Source organism: uncultured Amphritea sp., from assembly GCF_937127095.1.
In the GTDB taxonomy this organism is placed as follows: Bacteria; Pseudomonadota; Gammaproteobacteria; order Pseudomonadales; family Balneatricaceae; genus Amphritea.
In genome coordinates, this window is the sequence record NZ_CAKZLP010000009.1 from 19,051 (window position 1) to 42,061 (window position 23,011).

General features: G+C 51.1%; 18 protein-coding genes. 6 read left to right on the forward strand and 12 right to left on the reverse strand.

All coding sequences use genetic code 11. The features are described from left to right. Positions 1-23: 23 nt before the first annotated feature. A complete protein-coding gene (locus Q0499_RS01900) occupies positions 24-512 on the reverse strand; it encodes a copper-binding protein (RefSeq protein WP_299195423.1) in 489 nt (162 codons plus the stop codon). 157 nt (positions 513-669) lie between these two features. On the opposite strand from Q0499_RS01900, the gene Q0499_RS01905 reads away from it, so the two are divergent. The 4 genes from Q0499_RS01905 to Q0499_RS01920 are packed head-to-tail and all read left to right on the forward strand — an operon-like array spanning position 670 to position 4,414. Next, positions 670-1,851 carry an ABC transporter substrate-binding protein gene (locus Q0499_RS01905; protein WP_299195426.1) on the forward strand — a complete coding sequence of 394 codons (1,182 nt, stop codon included), beginning with the start codon at positions 670-672 and terminating at the stop codon, positions 1,849-1,851. 34 nt (positions 1,852-1,885) lie between these two features. Next, the gene (locus Q0499_RS01910) at positions 1,886-2,869 is read left to right on the forward strand and encodes a YVTN family beta-propeller repeat protein (protein WP_299195430.1); all 984 of its coding nucleotides are present in this window, start codon (positions 1,886-1,888) and stop codon (positions 2,867-2,869) included. Positions 2,870-2,900: 31 nt separating this feature from the next. Continuing rightward, positions 2,901-3,626, forward strand: a complete 726-nt coding sequence (locus Q0499_RS01915; protein ID WP_299195433.1) for an ABC transporter ATP-binding protein — start codon at positions 2,901-2,903, stop codon at positions 3,624-3,626. Continuing rightward, positions 3,623-4,414: an ABC transporter permease gene (locus Q0499_RS01920; protein ID WP_299195436.1), complete on the forward strand. Its 792-nt coding sequence runs from the start codon at positions 3,623-3,625 to the stop codon at positions 4,412-4,414. Before Q0499_RS01915 ends, Q0499_RS01920 begins: the two co-directional genes overlap by 4 nt. On the opposite strand, the gene Q0499_RS01925 is transcribed toward Q0499_RS01920, so the two are convergent. After that, positions 4,374-6,521: a cache domain-containing protein gene (locus Q0499_RS01925; RefSeq protein WP_363317760.1), complete on the reverse strand. Its 2,148-nt coding sequence runs from the start codon at positions 6,519-6,521 to the stop codon at positions 4,374-4,376. The two genes, Q0499_RS01920 and Q0499_RS01925, sit on opposite strands and share 41 nt — an antisense overlap. 399 nt (positions 6,522-6,920) lie before the next feature. Here Q0499_RS01925 and Q0499_RS01930 point away from each other — a divergent pair, with 399 nt between their 5' ends. Further along, positions 6,921-7,589, forward strand: a complete 669-nt coding sequence (locus Q0499_RS01930) for a response regulator transcription factor (protein WP_299195438.1) — start codon at positions 6,921-6,923, stop codon at positions 7,587-7,589. Between the two features lie 177 nt (positions 7,590-7,766). Here Q0499_RS01930 and Q0499_RS01935 read toward each other — a convergent pair whose 3' ends face one another. From Q0499_RS01935 to Q0499_RS01945, 3 genes are all read right to left on the reverse strand, one after another. Next, positions 7,767-10,364 (reverse strand): NahK/ErcS family hybrid sensor histidine kinase/response regulator, encoded by a 2,598-nt coding sequence (locus Q0499_RS01935; RefSeq protein WP_299195440.1) that lies wholly within the window; start codon positions 10,362-10,364, stop codon positions 7,767-7,769. Beyond that, positions 10,361-11,524: a nitric oxide-sensing protein NosP gene (gene nosP, locus Q0499_RS01940; protein WP_299195442.1), complete on the reverse strand. Its 1,164-nt coding sequence runs from the start codon at positions 11,522-11,524 to the stop codon at positions 10,361-10,363. The genes Q0499_RS01935 and nosP overlap by 4 nt, the downstream gene beginning before the upstream one ends. A 226-nt stretch (positions 11,525-11,750) precedes the next feature. Continuing rightward, entirely contained in the window at positions 11,751-12,869 is a 1,119-nt protein-coding gene (locus tag Q0499_RS01945; RefSeq protein WP_299195444.1) for a porin, read from the reverse strand. Positions 12,870-13,475: 606 nt separating this feature from the next. Here Q0499_RS01945 and Q0499_RS01950 point away from each other — a divergent pair. After that, on the forward strand, positions 13,476-13,994 hold the full coding sequence (locus tag Q0499_RS01950; RefSeq protein ID WP_299195446.1) for a M23 family metallopeptidase: 519 nt from the start codon (positions 13,476-13,478) through the stop codon (positions 13,992-13,994). Positions 13,995-14,201: 207 nt separating this feature from the next. Here the strand turns inward: Q0499_RS01950 and Q0499_RS01955 are convergent, their stop codons facing one another. From Q0499_RS01955 to Q0499_RS01985, 7 genes are all read right to left on the reverse strand, one after another. Continuing rightward, positions 14,202-16,016 (reverse strand): methyl-accepting chemotaxis protein, encoded by a 1,815-nt coding sequence (locus Q0499_RS01955; protein ID WP_299195448.1) that lies wholly within the window; start codon positions 16,014-16,016, stop codon positions 14,202-14,204. A 198-nt stretch (positions 16,017-16,214) separates the two neighbouring features. Beyond that, positions 16,215-16,946, reverse strand: coding sequence for a SprT family zinc-dependent metalloprotease (locus Q0499_RS01960; RefSeq protein WP_299195450.1), 732 nt, complete (start codon positions 16,944-16,946; stop codon positions 16,215-16,217). 133 nt (positions 16,947-17,079) lie between these two features. Further along, positions 17,080-19,083, reverse strand: a complete 2,004-nt coding sequence (locus Q0499_RS01965) for a DUF3488 and DUF4129 domain-containing transglutaminase family protein (RefSeq protein ID WP_299195452.1) — start codon at positions 19,081-19,083, stop codon at positions 17,080-17,082. After that, positions 19,080-20,138: a DUF58 domain-containing protein gene (locus Q0499_RS01970; protein ID WP_299195454.1), complete on the reverse strand. Its 1,059-nt coding sequence runs from the start codon at positions 20,136-20,138 to the stop codon at positions 19,080-19,082. The genes Q0499_RS01965 and Q0499_RS01970 overlap by 4 nt, the downstream gene beginning before the upstream one ends. A gap of 35 nt (positions 20,139-20,173) precedes the next feature. Then, entirely contained in the window at positions 20,174-21,094 is a 921-nt protein-coding gene (locus Q0499_RS01975; protein ID WP_299195456.1) for a MoxR family ATPase, read from the reverse strand. Positions 21,095-21,308: 214 nt separating this feature from the next. Further along, positions 21,309-21,791: a peptidylprolyl isomerase gene (locus Q0499_RS01980; protein WP_299195458.1), complete on the reverse strand. Its 483-nt coding sequence runs from the start codon at positions 21,789-21,791 to the stop codon at positions 21,309-21,311. A 182-nt stretch (positions 21,792-21,973) separates the two neighbouring features. Then, positions 21,974-23,011: a nitronate monooxygenase gene (locus tag Q0499_RS01985; RefSeq protein WP_299195460.1), complete on the reverse strand. Its 1,038-nt coding sequence runs from the start codon at positions 23,009-23,011 to the stop codon at positions 21,974-21,976.

The following is a 23,011-nucleotide window of genomic DNA, read 5'->3' on the forward strand; positions in this document are numbered from 1 at the left end:
AGGCGATCGACACGCTTTAAAGATCACTTTACAACGAATACCCCCTCCATACCCTTATGCCTGAGACCTGCGATATAAAACTCAAACTTTCCTGGCTTTACCGGCACAAAAAAGATCTCCGCAGAACCCTCATCTTCAAATTCAAGTTCCATCAGGCCCAACGCTTTTATCTCCATCCCACCGGCTTCCACTTTACGCAGATAGACAGAGGAGAAGAAATCAGGCGCCCGAAGCGCATAAGGCTTTAAGCCACTGGCAACAATCTCAAGGCGGTAGGCTTTACCGGTCTCGAGTTCATAGGTTTTTTCCGACAAGCTATAGTCACTTTCTTCACTACCCATCACCAGCTCGGCCAGCCGTTGCGGCCTTTGGGTCAGATCCCCCTCAGCATACAGATTGCCACTGAACATAATCGCTGCCGCCACACAGATGACGGCAATCCCACTCAAACTTCCTCGCACAATCTCAGACAACCTTGTAGATGGCGTTGCCGGCAAAGTTCCTCTTAACATGTTTCTTCCTCATTTTTATCATTATGTCTTTACAATGCTAAGCGGATGCGATTTTTAAAAAATAGTACTTCAGAACTAATTGATCGGTACTTTCCGCATATTTAACCCTCTTTCAGTACCACCTATCCTGTGAAGACTCTCACAGATGAGCTTGCATATGCGTACACTAAAAATATTACTCTGGGCGCTGACCGGATCGCTATTCAGTCTATCTGCGCTGGCAAACAACCAGGAGATCAGGATCGGTTATATCGCCTACCACCCTCACCAGGGGCCGGTGCTCTCAAACCTGATTCCTGAACCGGAAGACCGGGGCTTCAGCGGTGCCGAACTGGGATTAAAAGACAACAACACCACCGGACGCTTTCTGAAGCAGCACTACACCCTGCTATCTGAACTTGCAGAGACGCCGGAACAGGTCAATCAAATAGCTCAACAGTGGCTGGAAGATGGCCTCAGACTGCTGATTACAAATCTGCCCAAACAGGAACTGACCGAGCTTAACAAGCTGGCCACTCCCTACGGTGCCATTATCTTTAATGCCGGAAGCTATGAGGATGAACTTCGCACAGAGGAATGCCTCAGCAACACCCTGCATACGATTCCAAGCCGGGCGATGCTGACCGATGCGCTCGGTCAGTGGAGTAATGCCCGTCGACTAAAGCGGTGGCTGCTGATCAAAGGCTCTGAACCTGAAGATCTGGCTTATGCAGAAGCCCTGAAACGCAGCGCCAAACGCTTTGGCCTGAAAATTGTTGAAGAAAAAACCTGGAGTTTTGATACCGATCTGCGCCGCACCGCCCAGCGTGAACTCCCGCTGTTCACCCAGACAGATGAATATGACCTGGTCGTCGTTGCCGATGAACGGGGCGATTTCGGCGAATATGTGATGTACAACACCTGGTACCCAAGACCGGTTGCCGGCACTCAGGGGCTGACCCCGGTCGCCTGGCACCGGGTAGTCGAACAGTGGGGCGCAGCACAGTTACAAAGCCGCTTTGAAAAAAACTATCAGCGCTGGATGAACAGTATAGATTATGCAGCCTGGGCCGCTGTCAGAACCATCGGCGAGGCGGTCACCCAAACCAAAACATCTGACGCAGAAACCCTGTTTAACTTCATCAATTCAGACCAGTTCCAGCTGGCGGCCTTTAAAGGACGAAAGCTTAATTATCGTAGCTGGAGCGGCCAGTTACGCCAACCCATTCCACTGGTACAACCCCGATCACTGGTAGCCCAGCCACCACTGGAAGGGTTTCTCCACCCAGTCACTGATCTGGATACGCTCGGTTTTGATAAGCCGGAATCAAACTGCAAAGTCTCGTATACGGTGAATTAACACTAATCAGAACAAAAATAACAGGACCTGTTCAATGAAATGTTTACCCAAAATTCTTCAGCCACTGACCCTCTCACTGCTCAGTGCTGCCCTATTCAGTCATCAGGCAATGGCTGAAACCGCTTATATTTCTAATGAAAAAGACAACACCATATCGATTATCGATCTGGACACACTTGAGGTGACCGACACGCTTGAGGTTGGCGAACGACCCCGAGGAATTATCTTTAGTCATGACCGCAGCAAACTTTATATTTGCGCCAGCGATTCTGACACTGTACAGGTGATGAACCTCAGTGATCACAGTATTATCGCACAACTCCCCTCCGGTGAAGATCCGGAACAATTTGCGCTGCATCCGGATGACCGACGCCTCTACATCGCCAATGAAGATGATGCTCTGGTCACCGTTGTCGATACCCAGACCCATGAAGTTTTAGCCCAGATAGATGTCGGCGTTGAACCGGAAGGTATGGCGATCAGTCCTGATGGCAAATGGGCGTTGAGCACCAGCGAAACAACGAACATGGTTCACTGGATCGATACCGAAACCAATCAACTGGTGGACAACACTCTGGTTGATCAACGCCCCCGTCATGTTGAGTTTAATAAAAAAGGTGATATTGTCTGGGCGTCATCTGAAATTGGCGGCACGGTCTCTGTTATTGATGTAGCCAGTCGCCAGATAAGCCATAAGTTAACGTTTAAAATCAAGGGAATTCACCCGGATAAGATCCAGCCTGTCGGCGTAAAACTGTCCGATGATGGGCGCTATGCGTTCATTGCACTGGGACCTGCCAACCATGTGGCAGTTGTCGATGCTAAAACCTACGAAGTGATCGACTATCTGCTGGTAGGCCGCCGGGTCTGGCATATGGACTTTAACGCCGATCAGAGCCGCTTACTCACCACCAATGGTATCAGTGGTGATGTCTCCGTGATCGATGTAGAAAAGATGAAGGTGATAAAATCGATCAAGGTAGGTCGCTACCCCTGGGGAGTCCGGATCAAACCCTGATCCGGCCGCCAATAATGAGTATTTAACAATCATGAGTATAGAGATCAGCAATCTCAGTTTTAGCTATGGCTCTCTGAACGCACTTCAGGATATTAACCTGTCGCTGCAGGAGGGCCGCTTTAACGCCCTGCTCGGGCCAAACGGTGCAGGCAAAAGCACCCTGTTTGCGCTGCTGACCCGTCTCTACGCATTACAGCAAGGTGAAATAACCATTACCGGGCACAGCATCGCCCGACATCCGGCTCAGGTGATGCGTAAACTCGGCGTAGTGTTTCAGCAAAGCACACTGGATCTGGATCTGAGTGTTGCCCAGAATCTCTACTACCATGCTGCACTGCACGGCATGTCTAAGCGCCAGGCTCTGCCCCGAATCACTGAAGAGCTGGCCCGCTTTGATCTCAGTGCACGCCTGCATGACAAAGTCCGCAGCCTCAATGGCGGACACCGGCGGCGAGTTGAGATCGCCCGGGCCCTGCTACATAAACCCGCTATTCTGCTGCTCGATGAACCCAGTGTCGGCCTCGACCCTGCAACGCGGGAATCCCTCAACCTGCACATCAGAGAGCTGTGTCAGGAGCAACAACTGACTGTTCTCTGGGCAACGCATCTGATGGAAGAGGTACAACCTGATGACCCCGTTACCATCCTCTTCAGAGGAAAAGTTCTGGCCAGCAACACCGCAGGGCAGCTATGCCAAGAGCACCAGTGTGCCGATATCAGCACCCTGTTCCGCTCTCTGACAGGAGTAACAGAATGACCCTTCGGGATGCACTGATCTGCTTTAACGGCCTGCTGCAACGAGAACTGCTGCGCTTTGTACAGCAGCGTTCCCGCTTTTTCAGTGCGCTGGTACGGCCCCTTTTATGGCTGGTTGTTTTTGCTTCAGGCTTTCGTGCCGCGCTCGGCATCGCCATCATCGAGCCTTACGAAACCTATATTACCTATGAGGTGTATATCGTCCCCGGTCTGTGCGCCATGATCATTCTGTTTAACGGTATGCAGAGTTCGCTGTCGATGGTCTATGACCGGGAGATGGGCAGCATGCGGGTGCTGCTGGTCAGCCCCATGCCGCGCCCCTTTCTGCTGCTGTCTAAACTCCTGGCAACCTCGTTAATCTCACTGTTACAGGTATATGGATTTTTGCTGATCGCCTGGTTCTGGGGTGTCGAAGCACCGCTTTGGGGGTATCTGACCGCCCTGCCTGCCTTCCTGATGGTTGCCATGATGCTAAGCTCTATCGGTTTGTTTATCTCAGCAAGAATCAAGCAGCTGGAAAATTTTGCCGGGGTGATGAACTTTGTTATTTTTCCGATGTTTTTTCTCTCATCGGCTCTTTACCCGTTGTGGAAAATGCGGGAAGCGAGCGAATGGCTCTATTGGGTCTGTGCCTGGAACCCCTTCAGCCACGGTGTTGAGCTAATCCGTTTTGCGCTCTATCAGCAGGGCAACAGTGAAGCACTGATGATTGTCAGTGGCGTCACGCTGATTGCTGCTGTACTCGCGGTCAGGGGGTTTCAGCCTCAACAGGGGATGGGGAAGCGATAGTCTGCAGTTCATCGTGATAGAAAACCACCCGCCCACGCCCCTGACGCTTGGCCTCATAGAGTGCCTGATCGGCACTCTTCATCAGGCCAAAAGCGTCATTTCCCTGAACGTGAATAGCAGCGCCTATACTACAGCTGATATCGATATCAGTTTCCGCAAAGCAAACCGGTTTAATCAGCTGCTCCAACAAGCGTTCGCAGAGTATTTCAAGCTGTTGAAGCCCCTCCTCCGGTCTGAGCTTAATAATACTGACAAACTCATCACCACCTACCCGACTGGCAAGGTCAGTTTCTCGCAAACAACGTTTTAATCTGCCAGCAACTTCAATCAACACCGCATCGCCGACATCATGCCCAAAGTGGTCGTTGATGAGTTTAAAGTGGTCAAGATCGATAAATAGTAACGCAATTCCGGGTGTTGAATGACGCTCCATAGTGGCCAGATCACGATTCAGACTGTCCATCAGCGACCGTCGGTTGGCCAGCCCGGTAAGCGGGTCTGTTTCCGCCATAGAGCGCAGTTGCTGCTCCAGCTCTTTACGCTGGGTAATATCATAAAAGATGGCGATATAGTTCTGCACGTTACCACGACTGTCTTTATGGGCGCTGATTGATATCCATTCGGGGAATACCTCTCCATTCTTGCGCTGATTCCAGATCTCGCCCCGCCAGCCGCCTTCAGAATCGATCTGTTGCCACATGCGCTGATAAAACACCTCATCATGACGGCCGGACGAAAGCATAGCAGGCGTATCCCCCAGCACCTCATCCTGCGTGTATCCAGTGATTCGCGTAAACGCACTGTTCACCTGCAAAATTCGTTTATCGACATCACATACAATAATCCCTTCATAGGCAGAGTCGACAATCAGACCACTAAGCTTAAGAGAATCAGCTGTTTCACGCAGCATCGCCTGCTGCCGGTTGATGTCGTTCTGATAGCGTTTGAAACGTATTTTTATCCAGCGCCCGAAGGTCAGCGCAACCAGAAGCGCTAACAGCCCGATAATCGTAAACGCAATCACCTGATTAAGCACAACATGGCGCATCTCTGTATCGCGTTTCTGTTCCTGCTCAGCCATTAACACATTTAACTCATCCTGAAAGATTCCGGCAACCAGAATCCATTCACTATTCTTCAGTGGACGTACCAGAGAGATTTTATGACTAAGCTCAGTCGCACCAGGCTTATACCAGTCATAAGACACAAAACCTCCCCCATTACGCGCAGAATCGACAGCCCTCTTCGCACTTTCGCGCAGCTGGGGGTCCTCACCATTGAGATAGTTAATGCCTTCCCGTCCAGGTGTCGCCCCACTGGCCAACAACAGACCGTCAGTCCGGACAAGCGCAAAGTAACCGGTATCACCGAAGCGAATATTACGGATATAGTTATAGATGCGAGGCTTCAGGTCATTTTCAAACCGGTAGAGATAATCACCGGTACCGACAATCCAGTTATAGGGTTCAAATACCTCAACATAGGCAACTTTATCTTTCATTAACTGATCGTTATCGGGTGAATACCAGCGATAATACGAAAATCCGGCGCGCTGAGGATTTGATACTGCATTGATAAGCCCTCGCATAATGTAATGCCCGGTATCATCTTTGTTATCCAGCAGGGAGGATCCCTCGAGCTCTGATGATGTAGGCAACAGCACTGCTGTACCGTCCATCTGGTCGATAAAATAATAACCCCTGCCATCAAAGAAACGGATCTCCCGCAGTGCTTCAACCAGCAACTGCTTCATCTCTGGTTCACTCAACTGCTTATGGTAACGCTGATAAAGGGAGTTCATCAGAAGCAACGCCTGACGAGTCTGATTGTAAGATTCCTGTTTGAGCAGATCCGTTGCCTCAGCAAACATATGGTCAATCATATGTTCAGCATCAGCCATCTCGGCTTCCAGCCTGCTTCGTTGAGCCTGAATGAGGTTCTCACGCAATGAGGAGATCTGCTGCTGATGCTGAGCTCTGGTATTCAAAAAGAAATAGATTGTCTGCGCTAACAGCAACATAAGTATAATAAAGAAGACACCCCACAAGAGCTGTGTGGGTAAGCGGGTTGAATTATTACTGTTATGCACCACTAAACTCTCTCTCATTGATTACAGAAAGTGACTCATTTGGCTGGCTATCCAGTAATACGTGAAAATAACGAGATCCTTCTATTTACGTCCCTGTTGTTTAAAAACTGAACTAAATAATATCATAAAAACGAAAAGCAGTGCTTCAAAATTATTTCTACAAAACAGTACTTTAGTACCGCTTTTTTGCACGGATAGTAGAATACCCATCACGTCTTAGTATAGGTGTAATAGAGTCAGAGTTAATTTGTGCAACGCTATGCGCGCAGCAGTAACGCAACGCTAACACTTTAAGGCTATTTCTCTTCTGAAGCAGCTCTGTAGTAAACTGTGGTAGCAAACCCAGCCCCATGACAGAATAATTATAACGGACGTGAAATAGCTGCCAATAGCGCAGCCGTCCAGCGGGAGAACAACGTGTACAAAATTCTAATTGCCGATGACCACCCTCTGTTTCGTGAAGCAATTTGTGGCGTGATCGCTAACGGTTTCCCGGGTTGTGAAACACTCGAGACTGAGGATCTGGACAGCGCTCTGGCCATTGCCAAAGAGGAAGAGGATCTTGATCTGATTCTGCTGGATCTCAATATGCCGGGTATGAATGGTTTGAACGGGCTAATCAGTTTGCGTAATGACTCGCCTACGATTCCCGTTGTCATCGTCTCGGCCGAACAGGATAAACAGGTTGTATTGCAGGCCATTACCTATGGTGCGGTTGGCTTTATCACCAAATCCTCCCCTCGGGAGCAGATGACCGAAGCCCTGCAGCAGATTCTGAATGGCAACGTTTACCTGCCATCAGACATTATCCGCTCAGAGAAGCCCTCCAGCGGAATGCATCGACGTCATGATGAAAGCCACCTTCCGCCGGAAATGCTCTCTTCTCTGACCCGTCGCCAACTACTGGTTCTGGAGAGAATGTCTGAAGGCGAATCGAATAAGCAGATCGCATATACCCTCAATATTGCTGAGACCACCGTCAAAGCCCATGTCAGCGCAATCTTAAGAAAACTGGGTGTGCACAATCGTATTCAGGCAGTACTGTCTGCCGGTAATGTCGACTTTAACCAGTATCTGAAACGCTAAATCGCGCTCCATAAAAAGCTAATCAAGAGACATTAATCAGAACAGAAGTAAGTGTCTGTTAAATTCAGACATTTACGCTCAGGTACTTTCCGTTAGACACTGATTCCACACACTGAAAAGCAGCTTGCCGACCATCATAACTGCCTGAATCATAACAGCCTGAAGTTAAACTACTGGTCACTCCAGCAGATGGTTCAGGGTCATCTTCAGCTTCATTGGTTTAACCGGCTTATTGATCAGCAAATACCCCTGTTCCCGGACAATCTGTTTCAGTTCATTGGTATAATTTGCCGTGATCATCACCACCGGGACAGGCTGACGCAGACGCTGATTGAAGTGGATCGCGGCGTCTAAACCGTTTTCATCATTTTCCAGATGATAATCCGCAATTAACAGATGCGGCGCAGCATTGTGTTGCAATAGCGCCATTAGCTGTCCTTCATCATGGACAGTCTGCACGCGACAACCCCAGCCCTCAAGCAGGTTTTGCATGCCCCGACAGATTGCCGGGTCATTATCGATAAGCCAGATCTCTGCGCCATCAAGCTGGTCACCTGCGGCGGGCAGATGCTGCACTTTTGACTCGACCGGCACCTGATCAGCACGGGCCAGTGGTACCTCAACCGAGAACATAGATCCCTTACCTGGCACCGAACTGACGCTGATCTGGTGACCCAGCATCCGCGATATCTTATCAACGATGGCCAGCCCCAGACCGAGCCCTTTATCATTCTCAATCAGGTTGCCCTGCAAGCGTTTAAATTCGAGAAAGATATCACCCAATTTATCTTCCGGAATACCCCGACCGGTATCCCATACCTCAATCACCAGACTGTTACGTTTACGTCGACAGCCCAACAGAACAGAGCCATTATCAGTGTAACGAATCGCATTGGTGAGGAAGTTTCTCAGAATACGGGCCAATAACTGCGAGTCGGAGCAGATCACCGCTTTGCTGGCGACATAGCGCAGCCTCAATTGTTCGCTGCGAGCAACCTGCTGAAACTCGTTGGCAATATTATTCAGCAGACTACTGGCGGGAAACACCGTGACATCCGGCTCGATCACGCCGGCATCCAGCTTGGAAATATCCACAAGAGTACTCAACAACGACTCCACATCATCCAGAGAGGTACTCACCGAGTCGATCAGGTGGCGCTCGCTCTGTATCGCAGGCTTTTCCTGCAACGCGCTGGTAAACAGCCGGGCGGCATTCAATGGCTGCAACAGATCATGACTGACCGCCGCAAGAAACTTCGTTTTCGACAGGTTTGCCTGTTCAGCTCGCTTACTGGCTTCCAGCAATCGTCCTTCCACCTGTTTCCGCTCAGTAATTTCCAGCCGCAGCTGATCATTCAGTTTGGTCAGTTCGGAGGTCCGCTCAATAACCCGCTGCTCCATCGTCTGATAAGACTCCTGCAGCGCGTAAGCCGTTTTGCGCCGCTCGGTAATATCCCGGATCAGTACAAAAAAACCAACCGCACGACCGTCTGCGTCCAGGTTTGGCACATAGGCTTTGAGCATATACCGGGGGCCTCCCTGAGGGTCTTTCTCTTCGATCTCAAAGGTGACACTTTCGCCGGACAGCGCGCGGTTGATATAGGGTTTCAGATTGACAAACTGGTCGCCACCGTGAACCATGGTGATGGTCTTACCAATCAGTGCCTCCCGCGGCCAGCCATACCAGTCCTCATACACTTTATTGGTAAACTGAAAGCGCAGATCGTCGCCAACATAGGCGATCAGCGCAGGCACGTGGTCGGTAATCAGGCGGATCCACTGCTCACTCTCCCGCAGGGTCTCGGCATACTGATGACGTTCGGTAATATCGGTATAGGTGTTAACAAAGCCCCCCTCCTGAATCGGATGGGTACGAATCTCAATCACCTGACCGTTGCGCAGGCTCTGCTCCAGCTCTATCGTGCCGCCGGAATGACGATGATTGGTAAACGGGGTCAGCAGAATCAGCTCGCAACGGGCGATCAGATCTTCAAACAGGGGCTGCTCGCTCAACTCATCTTCACTAAAGCCTGACAGCTCCAGAAAGCGCTGATTCCACACCTCCAGACGCCCTTCACCATTGATCAGCACGACCCCCTGAGAGAGGTTATCGACGGTGTTCTGCAACACCCGGGACTTATCCGCCAGAGCCCGTTCACGACGCGCAGTCTCATTCTGCTTGAGTTCAGTAATATCGGTGTAAAGAATAACCAGACCGCCATCCAGCGTAGGTCGCTCACTGACCTGAAACCAGCGGCCATTTTTGAGACGATAAAACACCGAATTATCGGTTTCATCGCCGCGAAACTCCTCTTCAATCAAGCCGTGCTGATCCGCGAGGCGGCGGATATCCTGAATCCCCAACCCCTCTTCGATAGACACGCCGGTGCCTGCCCAGACCGATTCAAAGCGACTGTTATAGAGCACAATGCGTCGTTCGCTATCAAACAACACAAACGCATCAGAGATACTTTCAATCCCATCGATTAAGCGCTGGTGCGCCAGTTCAGCTTGCTGTTTCGCCTGGCTCAGGGCCTGATTGCTGGTCTTCAGATCACCCAGGGCGACATTCAGTGCGGCGGTTCGCTCCCGCACCTGCTCTGCCAGCACTACGGAGTGTTCAAATGCGGCGTAGGGGTCGGTACGGGTGGTGGCGCTTACCTCTACCCGCTCAATCAGCACCCGATTGATTTTCTGCAGCTTGCGATTCTCCCGCTCCAGCTGCTCAACCCGCTGGACAAGCTCAATCGGCTGATCCTGCCCCATACCACTCATATTTTTCTCCCGATCGCCACACCGGTAAAGGTCTGGTTCACGTGCATACCATCGATCTGCTCACCATAGGTATTGAAGCCAACCACCCGATGGCGCTGCAACAGCTCAGAGACCGGCTCACTCTTACCGCGAATCTGCGCCTCAAGCCGACGCAGAAAACAGTCACACCCCAGTGTTAACAGATGCTCGCCAAGCGCCTGCTCTTCACGCGTCAGCTGCTGATCCAGTTTGGATATCAATTCACCGGGTTCCATCAGCGTCAGCACAATACCGTTTTCAACGGCACAGTAGAACGTCAGGCTGAGATCGTCGTTGACACTCTGGATAGAGCGGACAAAGTACTCATCCCCTATTCTTACCGCGATCGGATTCAGCGCAAACGACTCATGGTTCAGTTCTTCCACCGGCACCCCTACAATTCGGGAATACTCAATGGCGGCCGGTTCAGCATTCAGCTCCAGCACTCTGCGCTGCGGGCTATCGGCTTCGGTGACCACCAGCTTGGTATCGCGACTCTCCATATGATGGCCGCTGAACACTCTGAATTCACAGCTGGTATTCACCAGAATAATCACCGCCGCGTTGGTATGAAAAGCGCCATCGAAATAGACATGGGTATTGGCCAGACAGATGTCATCACCGGCGGAACCGCCAAAATGGGGGATGCTGCCCAGCGCAGAATCCAGGGTCACCAACACCTTCTCCTCCTGCGTAGACAGACCATCAAATAGCGTCAGGGCAAAACTGTGGTCTTTAATGGGTGCAATCTGTTGCTTCAGACAGCGTTCAGACAACTGTTCCACCACCCCCTGAGCATCATTGAAATCAAACTGCTGCAGGCCGCCTATCAGCTGTCCGCTAACCGCAAACGCCTCACGGGAAAATCCTACCGCAGAGATAGACCCCTGATCGTAGCCCTCTGCCGTAATCTCACCCGCAGTGGTACACCCCGCCACCAGAATTCCTGCAAACCGCTGTTGCAACGCTTCAGCCAGTTTATCCAGCTGATACTCTGCAGAGCAAAAAAACAGCACAAAGTTAAGCTCGGGCCAGTTCAGTTGTTGATGCAGCTGATCAACAGCCATCAGCTCATCACGTTCAGTCGAAAATGCAGTGCGCAGCTCAGGCTGGCAAATATTCTGGGATGATTGATCGGTCACAGTGAGCACGCCGGTAGTTTGAAATGACCCTTGAGTGTAAAAGGGAATCGAAAATGAGAACAGTATACTTGAGTACCTGAAGGGCAGTAAAAGCTTCGGGGATAAATATTAAGATATTGTTTTATAAGAACTTAAAAAACAAAAAAACAGGACTAAAGTAGTAAAAAGCATCCTCACCGGCAGAGGAAGGGGTTGCCGGTAAGGATGCGGGAGGCTAACTGACTGATTACCAGCTCAGCACAGCGCCCAGAGCAACCGTATCGGTTGCAGAGGTATCGATGCTGCCGTTATTGGACTTGTGAACCGTATACTCTGCTACCAGCGTCAGATTATCGTTGATGTTATGGAACAATGCGGCGCCAGTCAGAGAGTCCTTAGTGGTCACTGAGCTACCCGCAGCAGTGTTTTTTGTCTGTCCATGTGACAGCACCAGGCGGTTAGCTGAAAACGCATAGGAACCCTGTACCAGATAACCATCAGACTCAGCACTGTCGGTCAGCGTATTACTGGCAAACACGCTGCTGATACCTTCCTGGTCGAATCCGGACGCGGTCAGTGCAAAACCAGCAGCGGAGACCTTCGCGCCATAAGAGATACCTTTAGCATCGACACCGGAGGTCACAGAGTCACCCATCGCACCACCGACCCAGGCTTTAACTGCAACACCATCGTAATCGGCCGTGTAGGTCGCTTCGGTTTCAAAACGAGCAGAGTTCGAATCGCCCTTAGCCGTACTTCCCGTGGTATTCGGATCAAGCACACCCACAGCAATCTGGAAACCACTCGCTACCGGAGAGCGGTAAGTGATCTGCGCAGTTGGGTTAGCATAAGGATAACCGGTAGTGATATTACCAAAAGTTGTATTACTGGTAGTGGCCGGTGCAAAGCCCACGCCCATCAACAGTTCATCACCAAAGATGTTGCTGCGGCCATACAAGCCAAAATCTTTACCGAACAGCACCTGGCCGAAGTCGCCATCGACCGTCGCATAAAACTGACGTACATCGATCATCGAGTCTGTTTTAGTTCCATCGCCATCCTGGTTGCTGTCGTTGATAGAGACCCAGAAGGAGGAACGTCCACCCACCGTCAGATCACCCACTTTTTTACCGACATTAAAGCCGATATAGTTTGGCAGAAAGCCCATTCGCACGCGGGAGGTCTTGGTGTTGGTATCAGCGACTTTATCTTCGCTGTCCTGGTAGGTGTAGAACGCATTGAAATAGCCGTCTACTGAAAACGTTGTACCATCCTGGTCGTACAAGCTGATGCCAGCCATCGCACTGTTGCTGAATGCTACTGCCAAGGCTAACGGCACGCTGCGCCATAGTTTTTTATTATTCATTATGCCCTCTGATTCTTCATCGATTGGTTTGTTATGTGAGTCAGGGCATTATTGGGGTTAGCGACAGCCGGAAACAGAGCACTTTAGCGCTGTTCCGATACCTAATTGGACGCTGATACCAGGCCTTGCTATCGCCGCGCACTGAAAGAATACACAGTCGTACAGCGAAAGTGTTTAAGACTCTGGCGGGGTTATGATTACACCTTTAGCACCTGTATTCAGTGCTTATAGGCTTAGCGTTTAAACGCCAGCCTCCGGCAGTCACGATGCGGGGCAGGCCCGTGGCTAGGAAAAACATGAAAAACAACCTGGGGGATAGGCCATAGTAATAAAGGGCCAGCATCGCTGGTTTTACTAGCAAGTTATCACGCTTGTTTCGTCTTCGGCTCATGGCCTTTGCTCCGCTTGGGTGCCTCCAGAGCAAACCTTCTGGTCAGGCGTTTGCCAAACGTGGGCAGTTAACATTTAATAGCCCCATAAATCACTACGGATGGTGACCTTCCTACAGAGGACTCTCACCTCATTAGTTCATGCCCATGCAGGGCGTATGCAAAAACATCTATATGGCCACGCTACACTCAGCCTATTAAATTGGCGTTATTCACTATGAGAATGAAGAAACGATATAGATTTTTAGTCATTTCAGGGTTAATTCTTGGCCTCGGATTTATTATCCCAGAACCGAAAATCATCCCGGTGTCTGGTGCTACCGGTGCTGATTGGAACAAAGACACATTCTGGTACGAGCCATGGGGTAGATCTGGCGTGCACAAGGGTATTGATATCTTTGCGCAGAAGGGAACCGCGGTTGTCGCTTCGTCCAATATGCTGATCCTTTATCGGGGATCGTTGAGTAAAGGAGGCAATGTAATTGTAGGATTGGGCCCGAAATGGCGCATTCATTATTTCGCACATTTGCACGATATTGATCATACTGCGGGCCCTCTTTTACAGGCGGGTCAATCAATAGGTTCCGTGGGAGATAGCGGCAACGCCAGGGGCAAGCCAGCGCATCTTCACTTCTCAATATTAACGCTGTTGCCAAGACCCTGGGCTATCGATACGTCTACTCAAGGTTATAAGAAAGCGTTCTATCTCAACCCAATCAGTTACTTTGCAGATTGATCTCTATAGCCATCAGATACATGGGACGATATAACTTTATATCTGCAGATATAAAAGGAATGAGACTGCACTTAAGAGCAAACAAAGAATGAGCACTTTTTACCGCAAAATTATCGACCCACAACTCATTACAAGTATAAAAAAGCCCGCCTCCTTTTAGGACGCGGGCCTGGTAAAGAACATAAATCAGCTATGCACTGAACTAATTCATTTTTTAGTTTCGCTATCGAGCAATATCTCCGGATTGAAACCCAGCGCAAATGCGCCCCAGTGCCGACCGTTAACATAGATTGGGAAGGTCAGATCGTTAAGTACCTCTCCGGTGTCCCGTACAAACGTCTGCAAGAGGAAAGGCGCCGTATTGGTTACCCGACGAACCTCAGCACGACTACCTTTGAAGAAGCGACGATGACGACTTTTGGCGTTATCGATAGCAAAATCTCCGGTCAGAGGCTCAGACACTTTCAGGTGATGAGCCGGGGCATAGCCATCAACTGCGATGGCCAGCGCATAGATCAGCTCAGGCTTCTCTACTAAGCAACGGTCGTACATCGGCCGCAGCAGCTTTTCAAAGGCTTCCACATAGCTGACATCAAACTTCTCAGGCACCCGCCCCTCATTGGTCCGTTTGTAATTACGGTCGAACAGATCAAAGCCCTGACTATTAAGTTTTTCCAACGCTTCCTGCATATCACGTGCCCACCCGCGTCCAGCCTGGATGATATTTTCGAAGCTACCGTAACCGATAATGAAGCGTGACAGCAGCTCCTGGGTCTCCTCTGTCGAACTTTCCAACTCAGCAGAGAATGTTCGGGAACGCTCCATCTCATCACGAATATCGCCACTGATACCGGCAATACGTTCAACATGGGAATGGGACTCTTTGTTGGTGTAAGACAGCTCATCCAGCGTTGAGCTAATGGTTGTCAGCTGATTGTTAACCCCTTCAAAATCACTCACCAGACGGGTGAACTGCACGCTGGTATCACTGATAAAGCTTTCAGTATTGCGGGTGAACTCGAGAATATTGGCCGAGTTGGACTTGGTATCGTTCACCAGATCGGTCATTACCGCGATATTCTGATCGATCTCAGAGGTCGCATTCTGTACCTGCTGTGATAGGTTACGCACCTCGTCAGCAACCACAGCAAAACCCCGCCCCGCCTCACCGGCTCTGGCGGCTTCAATTGAGGCGTTCAGCGCCAACAGGTTAGTCTGATCGGAGAACCGTTTGACCATCGAGAGAATTTCGGTAATTTTCTCTGAGCTGGCACTTAGTTTTCCAACTGTCTCCTGAAAACCGGAGGCCAGCTCTGAAATATTGCGTACCTGACCTAATACCTGTTCCAGCTCATTGCTGGAACTTCTGATCTCATTGAGGTTGTTACTGGTGTACTCAGAGATTTTCAGGGTATTACCCGCCACTTCCTGAATCGCGGTGGTGGACTCCTGACTGGAGATCAGCACCTGCTGGGCTTGTTCCTCCTGAGCGCTGGTCGACTGATGAACCTCCTGCAGCACCTTACTCAGCTGAGTCGCACTCAGGGCAACCCGCACACTGTGATTGCGGGTCTCAGCAATAATCTTTTTCAGACTGGTAGAAAATCCATTATAGCTGGACGCCATGGTCGATATTTCATCATGGGTGAAATCTGGCAGGGTTGCGGATATATCACCATCCTTATCTTTTATGGCGCTGAGGACATCGATCATTTTACCGATCGGCCGCAAAAAGATGTGGCGCATAAAGAAGATGATAAACAGCGAAGCGGCTATCGCAAAGGCAAAAAACAGCCAGCTGACCATCTGCAACTGACCCAGCGTTGAGATCAGTTCAGGGTTGTTACTGGTCTGAGCCACGGTTTGTGACAGTTGTCCCAGGCCATACCAGTTGAGACCCATAAACAAGAACGAGGGCAACAACAGAAACACAACGTTGCCAACAATTTTACGGGTTAATGAGTTAAAAAAATTTCTTTCTACGGTGTCATAGAGCCCCATACTCATCCACTTCTTTGTCATTGTTATTGTGATTACGCTTATAAAAACTAAATCATAAGTGCTGCAGTTAACAGAAAAAAACTACCCATTTCATGTAATATTGATAAATAACATACAGATAGAGACTAATGGCCTATATTTTTTAGCCATAGGTCGTAATTAATCATACCCTACTAAAACAATTCGCATCACTTCTGTATTACAGATTTTTACGTCTCACTACAGACCGGCTATCGGAGGCCACTGTAACTGACCGCTTCTGCGGTTTAACCAGGCTTTCGCATCACGATAACCAGGAAAATACTTGCCGACCACCGCCCAGAACGCCGGCGAATGATTCATCTGTTGCAGATGACTCAGCTCATGAACAATAACGTAGTCGATAATCTCCGCCGGTGCCATCATCAGCAGCCAGTTAAAACTGACTACACCACGACTGTTACAACAGCCCCACTTACGCCGATAACTGCGTACCACTACCTTAGCCGGTGTCAGTTTCATCTGCGCGCTCCAGTGATCAACCCGCGCTTCAAAATAATGTTGCGCCTGAGCGCGATACCATAACTCCAGCTGCTCTTTTACTGCCTCGTTGTGTGCTTTTCTGATGCGTCGGGAAAGTTCCAGTCTGATCCGGTCAGGAGAGAGAGTAATGCGGGTCAGAGGCCGATCGATGGCAATATCCAGGGTTAACCATTCACCCAGCCAGAGCAACTGACTACCTTGTTCCAGCACTGTTGAGGCAGGAGCTGCAGGTAATCGCAGACGCAGCTCCTGCTGTCGCACTCTGATCCATTCGGTTTTTTCAGCCACCAGCCGGTCGATGCGGGATTGGGCCACCCGGGTAGGGGCCAGCACCCTGACACTATCAGGGCGTACCTGAATCTCGATAGTGCGTCGTCGGGAGCTGCGCCGCAGGGTATATTGCGGCATCAACTGAGCATCAGTATTCATAGGTACAACCCACCATTGAAGGGCAATAAAAGCGGCAGTGTAAGCGCTGTATCAATCGGGCATCATTCATCATCAGACATACTTAAGACATACTTAAGACATACTTAAGACATATATCATACTAAAAAACAGATCAGGCAGCTTTACGTTGAGGAATTGAAGCACAACAACGGGTAATAATACTCCTGAAGTGTTGCTGCAACCGAGGGTTGGCATTCTCCGCATAACGGATCTGCTCATAACACTGCGACAATGCCGCAAACTCATCAGAAAGTGAAGGATAAGACACCGCTAAGCGGGTAAAAAAATGACCGGTCGTTTCACCGTTTCTTCGCTGCAATCCGAATGGCAGCAAACGTTTATCCAGCTGCTGCAGCGCTTTCTGTAGCGGGTCTTTGCGCGGCCCCCGACGGATAAACAAACTCCCCGCTACGGCCAGCAGCACCAACCCACCCGGCACCAGAAGCAGCAGTATCACCTTAACAACAGAGATATCGCCGAGTAACTGCTGTAAAAAACCGGACTGACGTTCATGAAAATTCAACACCCAGCGATGCCAGCCATAATTGATCGCTTCATAACGCAACCGCAGCTGTTTCAATAGCGCACCACTGAGAAAACCATTGCGCATCAACATCGCATCGGCCAGAAATGAGGGTTCGGTACCGAACAGTTGCGCCGCTGGCTGTTCCAGTCGCAACGGCGCCACCACCGCGGTAGGGTCCAGCCGGTGCCAGCTTAAACTGTCACTATCCCAGTATTCCAGCCAGGCGTGGGCCTCATATTGACGCACCGTCAGCGCACCATCCAGCGGATTCAGCTCGCCCCCCAGATAGCCACCGACAACTCTGGCCGGAATGCCCGCAGAGCGCAACAGAAACACACCTGCACTGGCAAAGTGACCACAAAAACCTTGTCGGGTCTGAAACAGAAACTGATCTACCGGGTCTCCCTGCGTCAACAGCGGTGGCTCCAGAGTATAACGAAAGTCAGTGGCAAAATAGCCCAGCATTTTTGCACTAAAGTCCTGCACATCGGCGCTTTCCGATAGCCACTGCAAGGCCAGTTTCCGGGCTTTTTCATTGCCCTGCTCTGGTAATTGCAGGTAATCCCGGACGCGGATCGCTGAGAGCGACTCTTGCAATGGCGCAAAGCGGGAGATCAGTCGATATTGCATCCGTTGCATCAACGGGTTTTTACCCTGCAGCGTCATATCACTGATCCGTCTCATAGTAGCGGGATAACTGAGCGGAACATCCAGCGCATAACGCCAGGGCTGGCCAGTTGCTTCCATCGTTACCTGGTAACGATAATCCGGCCCATTAAGCAGCTGCACCGGGGCCGATCCCACGTCCTCTATCCGGTCTGCCCCCACCTGCGAACGGGTCCAGCGACGACCGTCAAACCGGTCGTAAGTGAGACCACGCCAGTATCGCTGGTTTTCAGGCGGTAACTGTTCATCAAAACTTGCGCGAAAGGCGATCTCGGCAGAGCGGGTCAGGCGGCTGACATCACCCGGAGACATCGAGTCGGATAGCCCGGTAAAACTCTGTCCGGTATTCATGTCAACCTGCCACAACGGGCCAATGCGGGGAAAGATCAGAAACAGCACCAGCATCATCGGTAATGCCTGCAGATAGAGCAGCGCTGAACGTCTCAACGGGCGCCAGACATCGTTGTTTTGCTGGCTGCGATAGACCGTATTCAGACAGGCTGTCACCACGATCAGCGACAACAGGCTATACAAGGCCATCGGGATTGACTGAAAAAACAGAAAGCTGCACACAATCAGTAGCAGCGCAACATAGAGCACCACCAGCGCGTCCCGACGGTGATACATCTCCATCAGTTTCAGTAAAAACGCCCCCACCAGTAAACCGACTGTCACCACCATCACCGATCCCGAGCGTAACTCCAGTAGCAGGCCTACCAGTACTAGCAGCAATAAACCTAAACGCACACTCCAGTGCGGAAAGCTCCAGCGGCCACTGTGCACCATCAGACGCCAACCTACCGTCAGCAGCGCCAGCAGGAACAGCCAGACAGGCACCACCGTAATATAAGGCGCCATCACCATCAGGATACTCACCAGCAGCCAGATCATACTGCTGCGGGTCAACTGGAACAACGGCTTCACGGTGTGTTCTCCCCTGCGTTGTAATGAGTGTGGTATTGAGTCTGGTATTGAGCATCGTATTGACTGGCATCTTTAGCAGAAGTGTTCAGACCAAAACAGGCGAGCGCTTCGAGCACCCGGACCCGATGAGCTTCACCCCGATCAGGGCTGATCTCAACACCGGGTAACAACAGGCCATACTCATCACCACTGCGGTGCAACTGCAATACCCACCAGGTGAGACGGGAAATTCGGTCTTCCGGGGTAAGCTCAGGCCATAACTGCCAGCTTAACCAGCGTCGATTATCACTCAGTTCAACATACTGCTTAGCATGCATCCCCTGCCCCCGGGCATAATTTTTCCAGGCGACACGTTTCAGGGACATACCGCTCTGATACTGCTCAAGCCCGGTAAACTCTTCCCCACCTGTGCGCTCTCCCGGATGCACCTGAGCCTGATCGCCAGCCCCGGAACCGGTCAGATCGGTTAACTGCCCTCCGGCCACCGGGCGTGGATAAACCAGTGTATTAAGATCCACCTGCAACCAGGTCCAGGCGCGGAACAGACCCAGCGGGTAAAAGGTTTCGACCAGCAGCGCATTCGCCAGCAGAGGCCCTCGCCGCCGGGCTGTCTGATACAGCGTAACATGGGTTTGCCGGGTCTCTAACAGATCCACGGCAGTGCCGCTGCCATAAAGCAAACGCAGCTGGATACTTTCGTACTGGCGTGAACCTCGCGCCGTTAGCGTCAGATCGAACGCCGCCTGCTCGCCGACAAAACAGGCATGGCCGCGCAAAAATCGTATGGTCAGCCCCGACAGATTTGCATAGGTATGCAAAATGGTTATCACAAACAGGCTGGCCAGCAGAAACGTCATGGCAAACATCAGGTTGTTCTGAAAGTTAATCGCCAGGGTCAGCATCACCAGTAATAACAGCAGAAACACAAAACCGGCGCGCGAGGGCATGATATAGATACGCCGCTGACTCAGGGTGAGCTGCTTTAACCGCGGGCTGCGGCGCAGACTCCAGTTAAATACCGCCCGCCCCAACCGTTGTCGTATTGACCCGATCATCAGCGAAATCTCAGCTCAGAGATCATCGTTGTCACTCAGCCCAACACATCAACCCGACTCAGCAACTGCTGAATCAGAGCGTTAGCGCCAAACCCGCCGATATCCTCTGCCGCGCGTAGACGGTGTCCGGCGACCGGCCCCAGCAGCTGTTGCAGGTCCTCGGGTATAACATAGTCACGGCCTTCGATATAAGCCCAGCTGCGACTGGCACTCAGTAGCGCCAGCGCCCCCCGGGGGGAGAGACCAAAACTGAACTCAGGCGCCTGACGGCTATGGGCGATCAGCCGTTGCAGATAGTCGAGAATGCTGTCAGACACTTTAACCTTGGCACAGGCCTGCGATATCTGTTGCAACTGGGAGACCGAGATCACCGCGGGCAGACGACTGAGACGCTCACGGGGGTCGCCGCCACGCAGCAACTCGCGCTCCGCACAGGCATCGGGATAGCCCAGTTCGATACGCATCAGAAAACGATCCAGCTGAGATTCGGGCAATGGAAAGGTGCCCTGCTGGGTCACCGGGTTTTGCGTTGCGATAACAAAAAAAGGCTCGGGCAGTTGATGGGTTTGACCATCCAGACTGACGCGGCCCTCCTCCATCGCTTCAAGCAACGCAGACTGGGTTTTAGGGGTGGTCCGGTTAACTTCATCGGCCAATAACAACTGCGTAAATACCGGGCCGGGGTGAAACTTAAATTGATTGCTGGAGGGGTCGAAAATCGTGACGCCGAGAATATCCGCGGGCAACATATCACTGGTGAACTGCAAGCGCTGATACTCTAACCCCAGCACTTTAGCCAGAGCATGGGCCAGAGTGGTTTTTCCCATTCCGGGCAGGTCTTCTATCAGCAGGTGTCCCTGACTGAAGATGCAGGTCAGCGCCAGTTTGATCTCCTCCTGCTTACCATAGAGAACACTGGACACCTCTTTTATCACCGCTTCAATCTGATCTCGCATCGGGCTCACTTTTCCTTTGGCTGGGCTAACCGTCCTGTCCATTATATATACAGCAACGGGTGAAATAATCGATGACTCAGAGGTAAAAAGTACCCAAAATCATTATTTCAGATACTTCAGTCACTGACAGATCGGCAAGTTTAAGACTATTTTTGCCGATAAAAAAAGGCGCTAAGCGCCTTTTAATAGGATGTTACTGTGGCTTCACAGTGTATCAGTGATGATGTCCGCCTTCGCCGTGCGCATGACCATGGCTCAGTTCTTCTTCAGTTGCATCACGTACTTCAACGACTTCGACATCAAACTTCAAAGTCTGGTCTGCCAGTGGATGGTTACCGTCAACGATAACCGTTTCATCGGTAATTGCTGTGACAACCACCGGCTGCTGGCCCCATGCAGTCTGCGCCATAAAACGCATACCCACTTCGATATTGTCGACCCCTTCAAACGCAGCACGGTCTACTTCCTGAATCAGTTCAGGGTTAAGCTCGCCGTAACCCTCTTCAGGAGACACTTCTACATTCACCTTGTCACCGGCTTTTTTGCCAACCAGCTCTTTTTCCAGACCCGGAACAATGCTGCCAGTACCATGCAGGTACGCCAACGGCTCTGCGCCTTCAGATGAGTCCATAACCTCATCGTCCAGGTTCTTCAGGGTGTAGTGTATAAGGACAATTTTCTTGTCAGCAATCTGCATTGTTCAGACCTCAAATGTGTAAGACGTGAACAGCACTGCTGACAGAGGCCTAGATTAGTGAATTATTTTTAATCTGGGGGTGAGTATTCATATATCAACCCCTGAGATAAAATTATCCAGCCACAAAGTTGTCAATTCAACCTATCAAACCCGCCAGTTAAGCCCTCTTATCAAGCGCTAAATCAAGCCATCCCGCCAAACAGGTCAGTAATCAACTCAGCGGCGGGCAGTGAACGACAACCGGAACGATTCTGACCGCTCCACAGGGGTGAAAAATCACCTGACTGTTGCTGCTCAGCGGCGGCTCTTAACGGCGCAATCGACGCGGTTGCCAGCGGAAATTCAGGGGCCAGCGGGGCAATAGGCCCCAACTCAGCCATCACCCGGTTGACGATACCCCGGGCGGCACCACCGGAAAAAATATTAGTCAGGGCGGTGGGGGTATTTGGTTCCTGTAATGCCTGGCGGTGAATCTCACTGATACGAGACTCATCACAGAGCAGAAACGCTGTGCCTAATTGCACCCCTGCAGCGCCCATCGCCAGTGCGCCACGGATGCCCCGACGATCCGCAATGCCGCCAGCGGCAATCACCGGCAACCGGGTGGCGGCAAGAATCTGCGGCAACAGCGCCATCGTCCCTGACTGACAATGTAGATCACGGTTCAGAAAAAAGCCCCGATGTCCTCCGGCTTCAATCCCCTGTGCAATAATCCCATCAACGCCCTGCTGCTCCAGCCATAAAGCTTCGGCAACAGTAGTGGCACTGGAGAGAATTTTGCAGCCGCTGTTGCGCACCCGGTCAAGCAATTCTGGCGCCGGCAGACCAAAATGGAAGCTGACCACGGCCGGTCGGTACTGTTCGATAACCGCCGCCATCTCACTATCGAACGGATTGCGGCCCGGCCCCGCAGGAATAGTTTCTGGGTCGATACCAAACTGCTGATAATAGGGCTGTAACTGTTTGCGCCATTGCTGCTCCCGCTGCGGATTTGCAACCGGCGGGGTATGGGCAAAAAAGTTCAGATTGACCGGTTTATCGGTGGCCGCGCGAATAGTGTCCAGTTCGCTTCTGAGCTGCTCCGGGCTTAACATGGCACAAGGCAAAGAACCCAGTCCGCCAGCGTTACTCACCGCAATCGCCAGCGCAGCATCCTGAGCACCGGCCATCGGTGCCTGAATCAGCGGCAGCTGAATACCAAAAAGTTGTGTTATATCCAT

What these genes read in the sequence shown, in the direction of transcription:
- Q0499_RS01900 (WP_299195423.1), bottom strand. Translation starts at nt 512, where the DNA reads ATGTTAAGAGGAACTTTGCCGGCAACGCCATCTACAAGGTTGTCTGAG.
- Q0499_RS01905 (WP_299195426.1), top strand. Translation starts at nt 670, where the DNA reads ATGCGTACACTAAAAATATTACTCTGGGCGCTGACCGGATCGCTATTC.
- Q0499_RS01910 (WP_299195430.1), top strand. Translation starts at nt 1,886, where the DNA reads ATGAAATGTTTACCCAAAATTCTTCAGCCACTGACCCTCTCACTGCTC.
- Q0499_RS01915 (WP_299195433.1), top strand. Translation starts at nt 2,901, where the DNA reads ATGAGTATAGAGATCAGCAATCTCAGTTTTAGCTATGGCTCTCTGAAC.
- Q0499_RS01920 (WP_299195436.1), top strand. Translation starts at nt 3,623, where the DNA reads ATGACCCTTCGGGATGCACTGATCTGCTTTAACGGCCTGCTGCAACGA.
- Q0499_RS01925 (WP_363317760.1), bottom strand. Translation starts at nt 6,521, where the DNA reads ATGAGAGAGAGTTTAGTGGTGCATAACAGTAATAATTCAACCCGCTTA.
- Q0499_RS01935 (WP_299195440.1), bottom strand. Translation starts at nt 10,364, where the DNA reads ATGAGTGGTATGGGGCAGGATCAGCCGATTGAGCTTGTCCAGCGGGTT.
- Q0499_RS01945 (WP_299195444.1), bottom strand. Translation starts at nt 12,869, where the DNA reads ATGAATAATAAAAAACTATGGCGCAGCGTGCCGTTAGCCTTGGCAGTA.
- Q0499_RS01950 (WP_299195446.1), top strand. Translation starts at nt 13,476, where the DNA reads ATGAGAATGAAGAAACGATATAGATTTTTAGTCATTTCAGGGTTAATT.
- Q0499_RS01955 (WP_299195448.1), bottom strand. Translation starts at nt 16,016, where the DNA reads ATGACAAAGAAGTGGATGAGTATGGGGCTCTATGACACCGTAGAAAGA.
- Q0499_RS01960 (WP_299195450.1), bottom strand. Translation starts at nt 16,946, where the DNA reads ATGAATACTGATGCTCAGTTGATGCCGCAATATACCCTGCGGCGCAGC.
- Q0499_RS01970 (WP_299195454.1), bottom strand. Translation starts at nt 20,138, where the DNA reads ATGATCGGGTCAATACGACAACGGTTGGGGCGGGCGGTATTTAACTGG.
- Q0499_RS01975 (WP_299195456.1), bottom strand. Translation starts at nt 21,094, where the DNA reads ATGCGAGATCAGATTGAAGCGGTGATAAAAGAGGTGTCCAGTGTTCTC.
- Q0499_RS01980 (WP_299195458.1), bottom strand. Translation starts at nt 21,791, where the DNA reads ATGCAGATTGCTGACAAGAAAATTGTCCTTATACACTACACCCTGAAG.
- Q0499_RS01985 (WP_299195460.1), bottom strand. Translation starts at nt 23,011, where the DNA reads ATGGATATAACACAACTTTTTGGTATTCAGCTGCCGCTGATTCAGGCA.